12 protein-coding genes are annotated in these 16,117 nt (G+C 68.3%); 10 read left to right on the top strand and 2 right to left on the bottom strand.

Going from position 1 to position 16,117, the window contains the following annotated elements; all coding sequences use genetic code 11:
• Positions 1-170: 170 nt before the first annotated feature.
• The 4 genes from ABIE41_RS21925 to ABIE41_RS21910 all read left to right on the top strand — a co-directional run bounded on the left by ABIE41_RS21925 (position 171) and on the right by ABIE41_RS21910 (position 4,394).
• Complete coding sequence (locus ABIE41_RS21925) at positions 171-1,193, top strand: ABC transporter substrate-binding protein (protein WP_354193090.1); 1,023 nt, start codon at positions 171-173, stop codon at positions 1,191-1,193.
• A 111-nt stretch (positions 1,194-1,304) separates the two neighbouring features.
• Positions 1,305-2,120 carry an ABC transporter ATP-binding protein gene (locus tag ABIE41_RS21920; RefSeq protein ID WP_354193088.1) on the top strand — a complete coding sequence of 272 codons (816 nt, stop codon included), beginning with the start codon at positions 1,305-1,307 and terminating at the stop codon, positions 2,118-2,120.
• Positions 2,117-3,001, top strand: coding sequence for an ABC transporter permease (locus ABIE41_RS21915; RefSeq protein ID WP_354193086.1), 885 nt, complete (start codon positions 2,117-2,119; stop codon positions 2,999-3,001). The genes ABIE41_RS21920 and ABIE41_RS21915 overlap by 4 nt, the downstream gene beginning before the upstream one ends.
• A 1-nt stretch (position 3,002) precedes the next feature.
• Complete coding sequence (locus tag ABIE41_RS21910) at positions 3,003-4,394, top strand: FAD-binding oxidoreductase (protein ID WP_192642337.1); 1,392 nt, start codon at positions 3,003-3,005, stop codon at positions 4,392-4,394.
• Here the strand turns inward: ABIE41_RS21910 and ABIE41_RS21905 are convergent.
• Entirely contained in the window at positions 4,382-5,338 is a 957-nt protein-coding gene (locus ABIE41_RS21905; RefSeq protein WP_192642336.1) for a hypothetical protein, read from the bottom strand. The two genes, ABIE41_RS21910 and ABIE41_RS21905, sit on opposite strands and share 13 nt — an antisense overlap.
• A 311-nt stretch (positions 5,339-5,649) precedes the next feature.
• Between ABIE41_RS21905 and ABIE41_RS21900 the strand changes: the two genes are divergently transcribed.
• From ABIE41_RS21900 to ABIE41_RS21875, 6 genes are all read left to right on the top strand, one after another.
• Positions 5,650-6,795 carry an MlaE family ABC transporter permease gene (locus ABIE41_RS21900; RefSeq protein ID WP_192642909.1) on the top strand — a complete coding sequence of 382 codons (1,146 nt, stop codon included), beginning with the start codon at positions 5,650-5,652 and terminating at the stop codon, positions 6,793-6,795.
• 154 nt (positions 6,796-6,949) lie between these two features.
• Positions 6,950-7,672, top strand: a complete 723-nt coding sequence (locus tag ABIE41_RS21895) for an ABC transporter ATP-binding protein (RefSeq protein ID WP_354193523.1) — start codon at positions 6,950-6,952, stop codon at positions 7,670-7,672.
• A gap of 3 nt (positions 7,673-7,675) precedes the next feature.
• On the top strand, positions 7,676-8,821 hold the full coding sequence (locus ABIE41_RS21890; protein WP_192642334.1) for an MlaD family protein: 1,146 nt from the start codon (positions 7,676-7,678) through the stop codon (positions 8,819-8,821).
• 4 nt (positions 8,822-8,825) lie between these two features.
• Positions 8,826-9,425, top strand: a complete 600-nt coding sequence (locus tag ABIE41_RS21885) for an ABC-type transport auxiliary lipoprotein family protein (RefSeq protein ID WP_192642333.1) — start codon at positions 8,826-8,828, stop codon at positions 9,423-9,425.
• Positions 9,426-9,523: 98 nt separating this feature from the next.
• Positions 9,524-9,952: a MerR family transcriptional regulator gene (locus ABIE41_RS21880; RefSeq protein WP_192642332.1), complete on the top strand. Its 429-nt coding sequence runs from the start codon at positions 9,524-9,526 to the stop codon at positions 9,950-9,952.
• Positions 9,888-10,286 (top strand): carboxymuconolactone decarboxylase family protein, encoded by a 399-nt coding sequence (locus tag ABIE41_RS21875; protein WP_192642908.1) that lies wholly within the window; start codon positions 9,888-9,890, stop codon positions 10,284-10,286. The genes ABIE41_RS21880 and ABIE41_RS21875 overlap by 65 nt, the downstream gene beginning before the upstream one ends.
• Positions 10,287-10,365: 79 nt before the next feature.
• On the opposite strand, the gene ABIE41_RS21870 is transcribed toward ABIE41_RS21875, so the two are convergent.
• Positions 10,366-15,981 carry an apolipoprotein A-IV repeat region-like domain-containing protein gene (locus tag ABIE41_RS21870; RefSeq protein ID WP_192642331.1) on the bottom strand — a complete coding sequence of 1,872 codons (5,616 nt, stop codon included), beginning with the start codon at positions 15,979-15,981 and terminating at the stop codon, positions 10,366-10,368.
• Positions 15,982-16,117: the final 136 nt, after the last annotated feature.

The following is a 16,117-nucleotide window of genomic DNA, read 5'->3' as shown; positions in this document are numbered from 1 at the left end:
TGTCCGGCGCCTCGCGGGCGAGGATGGCTGGGAAGATCGCCTGTGGGCAAGCCCGCTCCGGCGCGCGATGACGCGGTGTCGCGGTTCCGGCTTTCGGCCTGCCATGGCATACAGTTTGCTGGCGCGCAGCCAAGGCGTTCAGCCGAGGATTATCAGGGGAGGTCACAGGGATGACGATGACGAAGTACCGCCTGACGCGCCGTGGTGCGCTCGGCCTGATCGGTGGATCGGCGCTGGTCGCCGTGCCCGGAGCGCGGGTGAGCGCGCAGACGCTCGACAAGGTGTCCTACCAGACCAACTGGCGCGCGCAGGCGGAGCATGGCGGCTTCTATCTCGCCGCTGCCAACGGCATCTACAAGAAATACGGCATCGACGCCGAGATCCGCCCCGGCGGCCCGCAGCAGAACCCTTCGCAGCTCCTGCTCGGCGGCCGCGTCGACATGATCATGTCGAACTCCTTCGAGGCCATCCGCTATGCGCAGGAGAACATTCCCTTCCTCTGCATCGCCTCGATCTTCCAGAAGGATCCGCAGGTCATCATCTCGCATCCGGGCGTCGGCAACGACTCGCTCGCCGCGCTGAAGGGCAAGCCGATCCTGGTCGGCGCCGCCGGCCGCACCAGCTACTGGCCCTTCCTGAAGGCGAAGTTCGGCTACACCGACGAGCAGATCCGCCCCTACACTTTCAACATGGCGCCGTTCCTGGCCGACAAGACGATCTCGCAGCAGGGCTTCCTGTCATCGGAGCCCTTCGCCATCCAGAAGCAGGGCGGCGTCACGCCGGTGGTGCATCTCATCGCCGATGCCGGCTTCGAGAATTACAACACGACGATCAACATCTCCCAGAAGATGGTCGCGGAGAAGAAGGACCTGGTCCAGCGCTTCGTGACCGCGTCGCTCGAAGGCTGGGCCGCCTACATGAAGGGGCAGGACGTCGCCGCCGCCAACGCGCAGATCCTGAAGGACAATCCCGACATGGATCAGGAGAAGATCGACTACGCGGTCAAGGTGATGAATGCCAACGGCATCGTGCTCTCGGGCGATGCGACGACGCTCGGCATCGGCGCCATGACCGATGCGCGCTGGGGCTCGTTCTACAAGACGATGACGGAGGCGGGGGTCTTCCCGGCCGGCATCGATCTGAAGAAGGCCTACAGCCTGGAGTTTATCAACAAGGGCGTCGGCAAGGCGTGATGACACGTCATGCTCGGGCTTGACCCGAGCATCTCCTGACCGAGATTCTCGGGTCTGCGCTTCGCTGGCCCGAGAATGACGGCTCACATCGCAGAAGCGGATCATCAGGCTTTGGACACGGCCTCTCTGAGCACTCCCCATGCCGTTCGCCCCGAGGGTCGCAAGCCCCTGGTCTGCGTGCGCCATGTCTCGAAGCAGTTCGGCAACGGCACGCTCGCCGTGCGCGACGTCAATCTGAGCCTGGGGGATGGCGAGTTCGTCAGCCTGCTCGGCCCCTCCGGCTGCGGAAAATCGACGCTGCTGCGGATGATCGCGGGCCTCGGCGCGCCCTCCAGCGGCACGATCGAGTGGCCGACCACGGTCCATGACGCGTCCGGCGAGCCGCAGCGGGATCTCGGCTTCGTCTTCCAGGACCCGACGCTGATGCCCTGGGCGACGGCGCTCGCCAACGTGATGATGCCGCTCACCCTGAAGGGGGTGCGCACCAGCGAGGCCCGCGAGCGGGCGGCGGCGATGCTGGCGCTGGTCGGCCTCACCGGCTTCGAGAAGTCCTATCCCCGCGAACTCTCCGGCGGCATGAAGATGCGCGTCTCGATCGCGCGCGGGCTGGTGCTGCGGCCCAAGATCCTGCTGATGGACGAGCCCTTCGCCGCGCTCGACGAGATCACCCGCCACCGCCTGAACGACGATCTGCTCGAGCTGTGGTGGAAGGAGAAGTTCACCGCGGTCTTCGTCACCCATTCGGTGTTCGAATCCGTCTATCTCTCGAAGCGGATCGTGGTGATGGCGGCGAGACCCGGCCGCGTCATGGCCGATCTCGACGTCGATGCGCCATATCCGCGCGACGACCTCTTCCGCACCTCGCCGGAATACGCCCATCTCTGCCGGGTGGTCTCGGGCAAGCTCAAGGAGGCGATCGGCTCATGAGCATGCCATCGATCGAAGCCTCGGCCCCCGCCCATGGCGGCACCGACTCCGAGGCGCGCCCGGTCTTCGTCACCGAGCCGCGCCTGCTGGGCCTGCCGGCCAGTGCCTGGCCGCGCATCCTCGCGCCGATCGCCATCGGCGTGTTCTCGCTGGCACTGTGGGAGTTCGCGGTCCGCTGGAACGGCATCCCGGCCTATATCCTGCCCGGGCCGCTCCTGATCGGCCAGACCCTCGTCTCCGACTGGGGCACGCTGTCGGGCTCGCTCTGGATCACGCTGAAGATCACCTTCATGGCGCTCGCCGCGGCGGTGATCGTCGGCGTCACGCTCGCCGTGCTGTTCACCCAGTCGAAATGGCTGGAGATGTCGCTGTTGCCCTATGCGGTGATCCTGCAGGTGACGCCGATCGTCGCCATCGCGCCGCTGATCATCATCTGGGCCGGCGACATAAATCTCGCGCTGCTGATCTGCGCCTGGATCGTCGCCTTCTTCCCGATCCTGTCGAACACGATCCTCGGGCTGAACTCGGCCGACCACAACCTGGTCAACCTGTTCCAGCTCTATGGCGCGACGCGCTGGCAGACGATGCGCTACCTCAAGCTCCCGGCAGCGCTGCCCTATTTCCTGGCCGGGCTGAAGATTTCCGGCGGTTTGGCGCTGATCGGCGCGGTCGTCGCCGAGTTCGTCGCCGGCACCGGTGGCAGTGCCTCGGGGCTGGCCTATCGCATCCTTGAGGCCGGCTATCAGCTCAAGATTCCGCGCGTCTTTGCCGCCTTGCTGATGATCTCGCTGTCGGGCATCGCAATCTTCCTTTGCACGAGCTGGATTTCGCACATGCTGCTGCGGCGCTGGCACGAGAGCGCCCTGAAGCGGGAGAACTGAGATGAGCGCACTGCCTGAACGCCAGCCGAGGCCCGAGCGGGTCTCGCGCTACGACATCGCCGCGCTGAAGGAGGATCTCGCCGGCATTGCGTTGATCGACGAGGCGCAGGTCGTCCGCAAGCGCTCGCGCGACTTCTTCTGGTACTCGCCGATCCTGAACCAGCAGCTCGCGGACAAGTCCGCCGACATCATCGCCACGCCCCGCGACGAGGCGGAGGTCGTGCGAATTGCGGCGGCCTGCGCGCGTCGACGGATTCCGCTGACGGTCAGGGCGGCGGGCACCGGCAATTATGGCCAGGCCGTGCCGCTCGAGGGCGGCGTCCTCCTCGACATCACCGGCCTGACCGGCATCGAATGGCAGAAGCCCGGCATCGCCCGCATCGCCGCCGGCGCCCGCATGCTGGATGTCGACATCGCGCTGCGCGAGACCGGCTTCGAGCAGCGCATGCACCCCTCGACCAAGCGCAGCGCGACGGTCGGTGGTTTCGTCGCGGGCGGTTCGGGCGGCGTCGGCTCGGTGACCTATGGCGGGCTGCGCGAACCCGGCAACATCCTGGCCGCGCGCATCGTCACGGTCGAGGAAGAGCCGCGGATCATCGAATTGCGCGACGACGCGGCCCAGAAGGTCAACCGCGCCTATGGCACGACCGGCATCATCACGGCGCTCGAAATGCCGCTCGCGCCGGCCTGGCCCTGGATCGACGTCATCGTCGCATTCGACAGCTACATGGACGCCTTCGAGGCGGGCTACGAGGTCGCCCTCGCGGACGGCATCGTCAAGAAGCTGGTGACACCGATCTCGTCGGTGATCACGCCCTATTTCGGCGCGCTCAAGGCTCATTGCCCCGAGGGCAAGAGCATCCTGATCTGCATGATCGCCGAGGGCTCGCTCGGCCCGTTCAAGGCCATCGTCGGCAAGCGCGGCGCGGTGACCTATGAGGCGCCCTCGGAGGAGGGGCCCGGCACCGTGCCGCTCTACGAATACACCTGGAACCACACCACGCTGCAGTGGCTGAAGAGCGACCGTTCCATCACCTATCTGCAGTGCCTGTTCCCGCATGACCGGCTGGTCGAGAGCGCGCGCGAGACGATCGCCGCCTTCGGCGACGAGCTTCTGCCGCATCACGAGTTCATCCGCTTCGGCGGCAAGGTGACGGCGAGCGCGCTGCCGATCCTGCGCTACTCGACGCCGGAGCGGCTCAACGCTGTCATCGCCCAGCACGAGGCGTCGGGCGTCTTCATCGCCAACCCCCATGTCGTCTCGCTGGAGGAGGGCAGCCGGCACAAGCGGGCCGATGCCGACCAGCTCGGCTTCAAGGGCGAGGTCGACCCGCAGGGACTGCTGAACCCGGGCAAGATGGCGAGCTTCGTGCCCGCCGGTCAGCCGAAATAGGCGAGCTTCCGCGACGCGGACATCGCGTCGATCTCCCGCAGCGCGGCCTCGGCCCCCAGCAGCGGCAGGCCTGAGGCGGCAGCCATCGGCGCGCCGGCGGCGCGGTTCTCCTGCTGATGCGCGGCGCCGTTGCCGGCGCCGTGATCCGGCGTCAGGGCGGCCTCGGGCTCCTCGAACACCACGTCCTCGTCCAGCAGCGTCATCGAGCCGATGCGCGGCTCGCTGCCGAGCAGGCTCGCCGCATTCGCGCCGCTGCTGACAGGCTCAGGCGGCTGATCATCGATCTCGATGATCTCGATATCGTCCGGCACCGTGAAGGGCACGCTCTCGCGCAGGCCGAAATCCCTCGGCTTCGGCATCGGCACGAAGGGCTCGACCGTGCTGGCGAGGGGCGCTAGGCCGGCGACGGCGCGCAGGCTGCTGTCCAGCATCGCGATGGTGTCGGCGATCTTGTCGATCTGCTGCACCGTCCCGTCGACGATGCCTGTCGCGGTCGAGATTTCGGCGGCGCGCTGGTCGAGCCGGTCGCAGAGGTCATCGCCGGCGCCCGCTTCGCGCAGGTGCCAGGCCACTTCCTGGATGCTCTCTGTCGCCTGCACGATGCTGCCGGCGGCGGCCTCGATACGCGCCGCGAGGCCCGATGCCCGTTCCTCGGCCCGGCCGCTGATGCGCTCTAGATCGATCCGCAGATCCGCGATGAGGGCGGCGGCCTCGCCGATCTCCGGCTCAGTCGCGGGCAGGGTGGCGGCGGGCTCGGCAAGGCCGGTGCCGACGACACGCTCGATCCGCTGCAGGGCGCCGAGCAACTGCAGGGTGTCGGCCTGCCGGTTGCGCCTTGCGAATTCGGACATGAACCAGCGGCCGCGGGCGGTTTCCATCACCGCAGCCTCGATCGCCTCGTAGTCCGTCTCGCTCAACGGGGTCAGCGAACGTGCTTCGCTCATGGCCGATCTGCTCTTGGAGGACCGCGCGAATCGCGAGGGCGGTCCTGATGCACCGTGACGATTCCTGGCACTGCAGGACTTAACGAATGGTTCCCATGCGGCAGGTGGGCGCCGCGGGCGGGCGGGCGCGGGCAGGGAGATGCCGGAGCCGATGGAACACCCGGTTGTCTGCACGGTTGTTGCATCCGCGCCCCTTGCCAAGCGTAATCGTCACGGCGATACAGTCGCAAAGGGGTGGACCGGTGCCTGTAACAGGGCGTCGCGGATTGATGACGGTATCGTCGATCGCGGGCGAGGACATCACGCAGATCATGGCAGTCCCCGATACGGCTGAACCACAGGCGGTCTTCCGCGACGATTCCGGGACGCTCGCCGTGGCTCTGGCCGGTTCCTGGAGCGCGGATCGTGCACCGCGTGTCGAAAGCCTCGCCGAGGAGATCGGCGAGCGCGTCGCCAAATCGGCAAAGGCGCGTCTGGACCTCTCTGCGGTCGATCGCCTGGACACGCTGGGCGCCTATGTCCTCAACCGCGTCAAGTTTGAGCGCGAGAGCGACGGCGCATCGGTCGAGATCGTCAGCAAGCGGCCCGAGCATGGCGCGCTCCTGTCCGAAATCACCGTCCATGAGCGCGAGGAAGACCGCACGGGCGCGCCGTTTCGCATCGTCGACGTGCTCGTCCGCATCGGCGCGGCCGTCATCCGCTTCGGCCGCGACATGGTGGCCGGCTCGATGTTCCTCGGGGAGGTCGTCGTCGGCTCGGCGAGCGTGGTCGTCGGCCCGCGCAAGTTCCGCGGCCCTTCGATGGTCAACCAGATCGAGCTGATCGCCTTCAACGGCGCGCCGATCATCATGCTGATCTCGTTCCTGGTCGGCTGCATCGTCGCCCAGCAGGGCATTTTCCAGCTGCAGCAGTTCGGCGCGACCGCCTTCGTGGTCAACCTGACCGGCATCCTCATCCTGCGCGAACTCGCGGTGCTGCTGACCTCGATCATGATCGCGGGTCGCTCCGGCTCCGCGATCACGGCCGAGATCGGCTCGATGAAGATGCGCGAGGAGATCGACGCGCTGCGGGTGATGGGGCTGGACCCGATCGAGGTCCTCGTCGTGCCGCGTATCCTCGCGCTCGTCGTGTCTCTGCCGATCCTGACCTTCATCTCGGCGATGTCGGGCCTGACCGGGGCTGCGCTGGTGTCCTGGCTCTATGGCGGCATCGGCATCGACACCTTCCTGGCGCGGCTCCAGTCGGTGATCACGTGGAAGCATTTCGCCGTGGGCCTGGTGAAGGCGCCCTTCATGGCCTTCGTGATCGGGCTCATCGCCTCGATGGAGGGGCTTGCGGTCAAGGGCTCGGCCGAGTCGCTCGGCCGTCAGGTCACGGCCTCCGTGGTCAAGGCGATCTTCATGGTCATCGTCGTCGATGCCCTCTTCGCCATGTTCTTTTCATCCATCGCGTTTTGAGGACCGTATCCCGGACATGAGCGAGCAGGGGATACAGGAGCCGCCGGTCGGCGAGCGCGCCCGGGATGTGCCGGGGCCGGAGAGCACCACGCCGGAGGGCGAGGTCGTGATCCGCGTGCGCGATCTCAAGGTTGCCTTCGGTGAGAAGGTGATCATGGACGGGCTCGATCTCGACGTGATGCGCGGCGAGATCCTCGGTTTCGTCGGCGGGTCGGGCAAGGGCAAGTCCGTGCTGACGCGAACGATTCTCGGCCTCGTGCAGAAAGCGCGCGGCACGATCGAGGTCTTCGGCCAGGATGTCGATACGCTCAGCAGCGTGCAGCGCCGCGCGCTGGAGCGCCGCTTCGGCGTGATGTTCCAGCAGGGCGCGCTGTTCTCGGCGCTGTCGGTCAAGCAGAACATCCAGCTGCCTATGCGCGAATACCTGCAGCTCTCGCCCCGGCTCCTCGACGACATGGCGATGGTGAAGCTCGATCTCGTCGGCCTGCCGCCCGACGCGGCCGACAAATCGCCGTCCGAACTGTCCGGCGGCATGATCAAGCGCGCGGCCCTGGCGCGTGCGCTCGCACTCGACCCCGACATCGTCTTCCTCGACGAGCCGACATCGGGGCTCGATCCCATCGGCGCGGCGGAGTTCGACGACCTCATCGTCACGCTGAAGCAGACTTTGGGGCTGACCGTCTTCATGGTAACCCACGATCTCGACAGTCTTTATTCCGCCTGCGACCGGATCGGCGCCCTGGCGGACAAGCGCGTCATCGCCGTCGGCCCGCTGGCCACGATGCTGGCATCCGACCATCCATGGCTCAAAGCCTATTTCGGCGGCGAGCGGGCCCGGGCCCGCATGCCGGCGGAACACCGGGAAACAGCAGTCTAGCTCATGGAATCTCGCGCCAACTACGCCCTCGTCGGATTGTTCACGCTGGCGATTCTCGCCGCGCTGTTCGGCTTCGTCTACTGGTTCAACAGTGGCAATGCCGGTGGCCGGCAGGATGTCCGCGTCATCTTCAGCGGCACGGTCACGGGGCTGGGCCGCGGCTCCAGCGTTCTGTTCAACGGCCTGCGCGTCGGCGAGGTGACCAAGATCGAACTGCAACCCGATGATCCCAGCCGGATCAATGCGGTGATTTCCGTCGATGCCACCACGCCCTTGCGGGTGGATACACGCGCAAGGCTCGAGACCGTCGGCCTCGCGACCGGCATCGTCGCGGTCCAGCTGGTCGGTGGTGATCCGAAATCGCTGCCGCTGAAGCCGCCTGAGGGGCAGACCCTGCCGGTGATCGTGGCCGAGCGCTCCGAGCTTCAGGACATCGTCGAGACCGTGCGCAACATCGCGTCCAAGGCCGATGCGACGCTGAGCGGGCTCAACAACCTCGTCCAGAACAACGCCGGCTCGATCGGCAACACGGTCAAGAACATCGAGAAATTTTCCGCCGCCCTCGGCAACAATTCCGACGGCATCGACAAGCTGATGCAGAGCTTCGGCACGATCGCCGACACGATTGCGCCGCTGTCGCAGAAACTCGGCGTGCTCAGCGAAGAGCTGACGCAGATCGTCCGCTCGGTCGATCAGAAGAAGGTCACCGAGATACTCGGCAATGTCGACCGGTTCACCGCCGCGCTCGGCGGCTCCAGCGAGGATGTCGGCAAGGCGGTCAAGGACGTCGCCTCGATCACCGGCAAGCTCAACACAGCGGCCGACCAGGTCGAAGGCGTGCTGAAAAGCGCGCAGGCCTTCCTCAACACCGCGGCCGGCAAGGACGGGCGCAGCGCCTTCACCGAGGTCAGCGACGCCGCCAAGTCGATCCGCGTGCTCGCCGACAATCTCGACAAGCGCACCGCCGAGATCACCACCGGCATCAGCCGCTTCACCGGCCCCGGCCTGCGCGACATCGAGGCGCTGGCCAGCGACGGTCGGCGGACCCTGACGGACCTGAATCGCACTCTGCGGAGTTTGGAGCGTAATCCGCAGCAGTTCATCTTCGGCGGCAAACCCCCGCTCCCTCAATATGGTGGATCCCGCTAGACCCATGTCGATCCCGTTTTCGATGTCATCCTTCCGCAGGCCGAGCGCGCTCGCCCTCTCCCTGGCCGCCGGCCTGCTGCTCGCCGGCTGCGGTGGCGGCAGCGCCCCGACCACTTTCGACCTCAGCGCGCCGCGCGATTTCGGCCGCGTCGGCGGCTCGCGTGCCACCCTGGTGGTGCAGGAGCCGACGACGGTTCAGGCGCTCGATTCCGACCGCGTCATCGTCCGCGACTCCGCCGGGGCGCTGTCCTTCGTCGGTGGTGCGCAATGGGCCGACCGCGTGCCCAAGCTGGTGCAGGTGCGCCTGATCCAGACCTTCGAGAATGGCGGGCGTGTCGGCTCCGTCGCCCGCCCGGGCGACCGGATCACGCCCGAGACGCAACTGCTGACCGACATCCGCAGCTTCAACATCGACGCGGCGAGCGGCACGGCGGTCGTCGAGATCACCGCGAAGCTTGTCGGCGACCGCACCGGCGACGTCCGTCGCGCGCGGCTCTTCACGGCCCGCGTCCCTGCCGGTGCGGTCGACGGCCCCGGTGCCGCACAGGCGCTCGACCGGGCCTTGTCGCAGGTTCTGGTCGAGATCGTTCGCTGGGCGCGCTGAGGCGGCTGGCCTGTTGATCGGGGCCGTATGCGACGGGCTTGACTTCGAGTGCACTCGAAGAGGTACCTGTTCCGGCGTCGAGAACGGAAGAGGCCGTCATGAAGATCGGCGAACTGGCCAGACGCAGCGGCATGACCGCCCACACCATCCGCTACTATGAGCGGATCGGGCTCCTGCCCTACGCGCATCGCGATGGTGGTCGGCAGCGGGACTACGATGCCGCCATCCTTGGCTGGATCGAGTTCCTGCAACGCCTGAAAACGACGGGAATGCCGATCAGCGACATGCTGCGCTATGCGAAGCTGCGGAGCGACGGCGACGCGACCAATCGCGAACGCCAACTGTTGCTGCAAGCGCATCGCGTCACGGTCGCGGCCCGTATTGCCTGCCTTCACGAAGCCCTTTCCGCCCTCGATGCCAAGATCGCCGGCTATGGCGAAGCGGAACGAAGGCTCTTCACCCATGCTCAATCCGACCCATCCGAACCCGGACGACCGTTACGCGCGCGGACAGCGCGCGCTCGCTGAAATCGATGGAGCAGCCGGGCAGGCCGTCATCGACTCGCTGGCCGACATTGCTCCCGACTTCGCGCGATACCTGTTCGAGTTCCCGTTCGGTGACATCTACTCGCGGCCGGGGCTCGATCTCCGCAGCCGCGAAATCGCGACCATCGCCGCTCTGGCGGCGCTGGGACATGCCGTGCCGCAGTTGAAGGTCCATATCCGCGCCGGGCTGAATGTCGGCCTCACGCAGACGGAGATCGTCGAAATCCTGATGCAGATGGCCGTCTATGCCGGTTTTCCCGCCGCGCTCAACGGCCTCTTCGCCGCGCGTGAGGTTTTCGCGGACAAACCTTCCTGAGGTCGGGCCCCCCGAACGCACAAAGGGCCGCCCATCGCGGGCGGCCCTTCTGTCATTGGCGTATGCCTGTGGTCGGCGCTTACTCGAAGCGCCCGCTGGCATGGGCGAGCATCGTGTAGACCTTGCCGGTTTCCGAGGTCAGGTAGGTCTTGGCCACCATCGAGTCGCGGTCGTCCTTGGCGGCTTCCGCCAGCAGGCGCTCGAACTCGTCGATGTAGCGGTCGACCGTCTCCTTGAACTCGGCATCGCGGCGGTACTTGCGACGGATCTCGTCGAAGGTCTGCTGGCCCTGCAGCGTGTAGAGGCGACGCGTGAACACGTTGCGCTCGCCGCGCTTGTAGCGGTCCCACAGTTCCACGGCGGCGTCGTGGTCGATCATCCGGGCGATATCGACCGAGAGCGAGTCGAGGCGCTCGATCGAATGCGCGGTCGGCTTGGGCGCCTCGGCAGCCTTGTCCTCACGCGAGGCGCGGTTGAGCAGGTCCGAGAGCCAGCCACCCTTGGCGGGCGCGGCGGGCTCTGTCGCAGCCGGCCGGCGCGGAACCTCGGCCACCGGAGCGGTGGCCGGCGTCGGTGCCGGAGCCGGGCGGGGCGGCAGGGTCGGGCGCAACTCGGCCCGCAGCGCAGGCTCGTCCGTCTCCGGCGTCGCATCGAGCGAGGGCCGCAGCAGCGGCTCGACGGCCGGCAGGCGGGCCTGCGTCGTCACCGTCGCATAGGCCGGCTCCTGGCGGGGCAGGGTGGCGGCAGGCGTCGAGCGGCGGCTCTGGCCGGCATCGACCGGAAGAGCGACGTCGCTGCGGCGGCCCGAGCGGGTGACGATCTCGGTCAACTCGTTGAGCGCCTTGATCTGCTCGGCGACGACGCGGCGCATGGCCGACGTCGATTCCTGCGTCTCGCGCGGCAGGTCGAGTACGCCGCGCTTCAGCTCGGCACGCGTCTCCTCCAGCTCGCGCTGGATCTCGGCAGCCACGCCGCGCATGTCCTGCGCCGCACCCTGGAAGCGCTCCGTCACCTTGGCGAGTTCGCCGCCGACCTCGGCCGAGACCTGCTGATAGGCCTGGCGCAGGGCCTGGGCGGTGCGCTCGCGCTCCTGGCCGGTGGTGGTGCGGATCAGGTCGAACTGCTGCGTGATCGCGCCGGTGGTCGCCTCGGCCGAGTCGGACAGCACGGAGCCGATCTGGCGCGCGCGCGCCTCGGCGGTGCTGAGCGACTCGTCCATCAGCGCGGCGAAGGACCGCGTGATCGACTCGACGTCGTCGGTGCGGGTGGTGATCAGCCCATGCAGCTCTTCCAGCGCCTGCTTGCGCTCGGTGAGCGCCTTGCCGACGCGGGCCTCGACCTGCTCGAGGCGGCTCGCGACCGAGTGCAGCGCCGTGGTGCTGGCCTGCGTGACCTCGCCCAGGGCATGACCCTTGTCATCGAGCTGGCCGACGAGCACGGCCGTCTCGCGCAGCGCGCCTTCGGAGAAGGCCTTGAGCTCGGCGATCTGCTGGGAGATCTGCTGCGAGGCCTTGCCCGTCTCGTCCATCACGGTGCCGATGACGCTCTGCAGGTCGCCGACGCGGGCCGAGAGCCCGCCCTCGACGGCAGCGAGGTTCTTGTTCGCCCCATTGACGATCTGCTGCATCAGCTTGTTCGCCTCGCCGAGGCGGCCGAGCATGCCGCCGAGCTCGCCGCGAAGCTGCTCGTTGGTGGCGACGAGCGCCTCGACCGACTGGCGGGTGCCGTTCTCAAGCGTCTCGCGCAGCGCGTTCGACGAGGTGTCCAGCGCGGTCGTGATCGCGGTTCCGCGCTCGCGCAGACCCTCGATGATCGAGGAGCCGCGCGTCTCGATGGCGCGCACGACCGTCTCGCCGATATTGGCGACCTCGTTGGCGATCGACTCGCCGCGCTGCCCGAGCGCGGCGACCATGCCGCCGCCCTTGTCGTCGAACAGTTCGCGGAGTTCCTCCGCCCGCGCCCCGAGAGCCGAGGAGATGGCGTCGGACTTGTTCTGGAGCGTCTCCGCGATCTGCTGGCCGCGGGTGTCGAGCGTGCCCGAAACCGTATCGAGCCGGTTGACGACGCGCTCCTCGAAGCGCGCGACGCTGCGGTCGAGCGTATCGGCGATCTGCAGGGCGCGGCCGCCGAGGGTGGCGTTGATGGTGTCGGCCTTGTCGCTGAGCGTGCGCGTGAGCGACTCGCTCTTGGAGGTGACGACCTCGCCGATCTCGTCCGCCTTGGCGGCGAGCGCACGGGTGACCTCGCGGCCGCCCTCCGCCAGCACCCGGGCGATGTCGACGGTGCGCTCGACCAGCGCCTCGTTGAGCGCCGTGGCGCGCGAGCCGAGATTGCCGTCGATGCGGGCGATCAGGCTGTCGAGCGAGGAAGCGATTTCCTCGCTCTTGGCACCGGAGCGCTCCTCGAAGAGCTTGATCTGGCTCTCCATGGCGTCGGTCGCTTCGCGCGTCCGCTCCGCCAGGATCGCGGCAGCCTCGGCTGCCCGCGTGCCGACGCGGTCGGCCAGCGCCATCGCGTCCTCGCCGATGAGCTTCTCGACGCTCGAAATGCCGGTCGTGACCGCGAGCGTGAGCGCCTGGGCGTCGTGCGAGAGGCGACCGCTGAGTTCGCCGCCCTTGTGGATGATGACGTCCTCGAAGGCCGACAGACGCGATCCCAGCGCGGTCTCGACGTCGCGGCCCTGGTTCTCGAAGAGCTGCGCGAAGGCGCTGAGGCGCTGCCCCATCGTCGTCTCGATCTCGCGGCCCTGCTCATCGAACAGGCGGGTCAGCGCGTCGTGGCGGCCGGCCAGCGCCTCGGTGAGGGCTTGGGCGCGGCTCTCCACGGAGCGCAGCATCGATTCCGCATTGGCCGACAGCGCCTCGTTGACGCGGCCACCCTGCTGGGTGAGCGCCAGCACGATCTCCCGGCCCGTGCCCGCGAGCAGCGTGCGGGCTTCCTCGGCATGAACCGTGAAGGTCTCGCGCAGGCCGCGGGTCGCCTCGGTGACGCGCTCGGCCACGTCGCGGCCGTCGACATTGATGGTCTCGGAGAGGGAGCGGGTGGCATCGCCGAGGCGGCGCGCCAGTTCCTCGCTCTGCTCGCCGAGCAGGGTGTGGACTTCGCGGCCGGCACCGGCCAGCTCGCGCAGGAGCGTCTCGCGCTGGTCGCCGAGCAGGGTGCCGACCTCCTGGCCGGTTTCGGACAGGCGCTGGATGAAGCCGCTCTGCTGCTGCTCCAGGGCGGCCTGCGCCGCCTCGGCTGCACCGGCCAGACGGGCCGCGAGCGCCGTACCGCGCTCGTCGAGGCGCTGGTCGAGGCTGTCGCCGGTTTCGGCGAGGCGCGTGATCAGGGCACTGCTGCGCTCGGCCAGGACGCTGTGGACCGAACGGCCGACATCGGCAACGCGCGTGACCAGGGCCTGGCTCTCATTGCCGAGCAGGTCCTTCACCTCGAGACCGGCCTGCGACAGCTTCACCGTCAGGGACGCGGCCTGCTCGTCGAGCAGCGCGCCGACCCGGGCGCCGGTTTCCGTCAGGCTGGAGGCGAGGGCGTCGCTCTGGACGCCGATCAGGCCATGGACCTGTTCGCCGGCTTCGCCGAGACGCAGGACGAGCGCCTCGCTCTGCCCGTCGAGCAGCTTGGCGACTTCGGCGCCGGCATCCGACACACGGGTGACCAGGGCCTCGCCCTGTCCGGCGAGCAGGCTGGAGACGTTCGCCCCGGTGCCCGACACGCGGGCGACCAGGGTTTCGCTCTGCTCTTCCAGAAGCTTGGCCACGTCCGAACCGGTGCCCGAGACGCGGGCGACGAGCGCCTCGCTCTGGTCGGCCAGCAGGCGGGTGACCTGCTCGCCCGTGCCCGAGACCTTCGACACCAGCGTCTCCGCCTGGCGGTCGAGCATCGACTGCACGGTCTCGCCGGTTTCCGAGAGACGCGACACGAGCAGGCTGCCGCGCCCGTCGATGACGCCTTCCAGCCCTTCGGTGACGGAGGCGACGCGGGTCGCCAGCTCTTCGCCATGGCGCGCGACGACGGTGCCCAGCGACTGGCCGGCTTCGTCGACTCGCAGGATGATCGCGTCGCTGCGTTCGCGCAGGATGTCGTCAACGGTGCGCGCAGTGTCGTTGAGGCGGCTGACGAGGGTCTCGCTCTGCGTGCCGATCAGCGCGTTGACGTTCTCGCCGACCTCGGTGAGGCGCGTGGCGATCAGTTCGTTCTGGCGGGCGAGCAGCCCGTTCACGCCGCGGCCGACTTCGGCCAGGCGGTTGGTGACGCTGTCGCCTTCCTCCGCGAGCGAGACGCGCAGGGTCTCGCCGGTCTCGGCCAGGCGCGCGCGCAGCGTCTCGCTCTGGCTGTCGATCAAGGCCACCATGGTGCGGCTGCTGGTCTCGAACCGCTCGGCCGCCTCGGTGCCGCGGGCGGCGATGTCCTGCGCCAGCGTCTCGCCGGTGGCGCGCAGTGTCTCGTTCACGGTCTCGACGCGGGCGGTCAGCGTATCGACCACCTGCGAGCCGGTCTCGGTGATGGCGCGGGTGACGTCGCGGGCGCCCGTCGCCAGACCCTCCGACAGCACGGCGCCGGTGCGCTCGAGCGAGGTTGCGATGTCGCGGGCACGGCCGTCGAGGAGGGTGGAAAGGCTGTCGCTGGCGCCGGAGAGACGCTCGCTGACCTCGCCGGACGTGACCTGCAGGCGCTCGACGAGCTCGCTGCCACGGCCGCTGATCTCCTCGATCACGCGTTCGCCGGCCCGGCCCAGCGCGAGGGTGATCTGGTCGCCCTTCTCGCCCAGCGAACCGGTGACGCGGTCGCCGGCCTGGGTGACCGCCTCCGCGATGGCGCGGCTGGCATTGTCGAGATCCTTCGAGAGGTTCTCATGGGCGCCGCTGATCGCAAACTTCACGCGCTCTGCATTGCCGACCACCGCCTCGCGCTGGGTGACGAGTTCGTCGATGAGGGCGCGCAGGCGGATCTCGTTGTCGGCATAGGCGCGCTCGAGCGTGGCGATCTCGCCGCGCACGATCGTCTCGAGCTCGCCGGCCCGCGCCACGGCGCGTTCGATGCCATCGCCCATCGCGGCGACCTCGCGGCGAATCGTCTGGCTGAGCGAGAGCACCGAATCGGCGCCCACGACCTCGGGCTCAGCCAGCCGCAGCGCGACTTCGGTCATCGCGCGGGAAACCAGGCGCATCTCCTGCGTCCGGCGGTAGAGCGCTGCCAGCACGAAAAAGAACACGACCGGCGCACCGATGGCGAGCGCCAGCAGGGTCCATTCGCCGACTCCGAAGGCGGCGAAACGGTCCTGCAGGCCGCCGTCGATGGCGCCGAAGCGGTTGCGCAGCACGAAGGCCGCACCGCCGAGCCAGGTCAGCGTCGCCAGACCGGCGAACCAGTACGGCTTCGCCGAGGGGCGGACGGAGAAGGCCTGGACCAGGGAGCTGGAATCGCGCCGGTCGTCATTGGCGACGCGGCTGGTGTCGGGAGCGATCGCGGGACGGGGCGCGGGGGCAGCGGCCGGCGCCGCCGGCTGGGCCGCGGCCGGCTGCTCGATGCGCGGCAGGTCGAGCTTCAGATCGTTCTCGGTGGTCGAGGGCAGCTTCGGCTCCGGCGCCGCGGCACCTTCGGCGTCGGCCTTGGGCTGGTCCAGCCGGAGAGCCTCCTCGATCGCCGACATGGCAGCCTCGGTCGGATCCTGAAGCTTCTTTTGCCGATTCATGCTGTGCCGCCTTCGCCACGCTACTGGGGACAGGAGCCCATTCGTGTCGCCGCACCGGACGGACCGCCTCTGGTCCGGCAGGGAAAGCGACACTGCGCCCATCGTTTACCAATTGAAAGGGTAGTTGACGCTCTAA

This window comes from Bosea sp. OAE506, assembly GCF_040546595.1.
GTDB lineage: Bacteria > Pseudomonadota > Alphaproteobacteria > Rhizobiales > Beijerinckiaceae > Allobosea.
This window is presented reverse-complemented; position numbering and strand designations above follow the sequence as displayed.

Excerpts from the sequence above, each read along its gene's own strand:
- ABIE41_RS21925 (WP_354193090.1), top strand. The coding sequence starts at position 171 with ATGACGATGACGAAGTACCGCCTGACGCGCCGTGGTGCGCTCGGCCTG.
- ABIE41_RS21915 (WP_354193086.1), top strand. The coding sequence starts at position 2,117 with ATGAGCATGCCATCGATCGAAGCCTCGGCCCCCGCCCATGGCGGCACC.
- ABIE41_RS21910 (WP_192642337.1), top strand. The coding sequence starts at position 3,003 with ATGAGCGCACTGCCTGAACGCCAGCCGAGGCCCGAGCGGGTCTCGCGC.
- ABIE41_RS21905 (WP_192642336.1), bottom strand. The coding sequence starts at position 5,338 with ATGAGCGAAGCACGTTCGCTGACCCCGTTGAGCGAGACGGACTACGAG.
- ABIE41_RS21900 (WP_192642909.1), top strand. The coding sequence starts at position 5,650 with ATGGCAGTCCCCGATACGGCTGAACCACAGGCGGTCTTCCGCGACGAT.
- ABIE41_RS21895 (WP_354193523.1), top strand. The coding sequence starts at position 6,950 with ATGGACGGGCTCGATCTCGACGTGATGCGCGGCGAGATCCTCGGTTTC.
- ABIE41_RS21890 (WP_192642334.1), top strand. The coding sequence starts at position 7,676 with ATGGAATCTCGCGCCAACTACGCCCTCGTCGGATTGTTCACGCTGGCG.
- ABIE41_RS21885 (WP_192642333.1), top strand. The coding sequence starts at position 8,826 with ATGTCGATCCCGTTTTCGATGTCATCCTTCCGCAGGCCGAGCGCGCTC.
- ABIE41_RS21880 (WP_192642332.1), top strand. The coding sequence starts at position 9,524 with ATGAAGATCGGCGAACTGGCCAGACGCAGCGGCATGACCGCCCACACC.
- ABIE41_RS21875 (WP_192642908.1), top strand. The coding sequence starts at position 9,888 with ATGCTCAATCCGACCCATCCGAACCCGGACGACCGTTACGCGCGCGGA.
- ABIE41_RS21870 (WP_192642331.1), bottom strand. The coding sequence starts at position 15,981 with ATGAATCGGCAAAAGAAGCTTCAGGATCCGACCGAGGCTGCCATGTCG.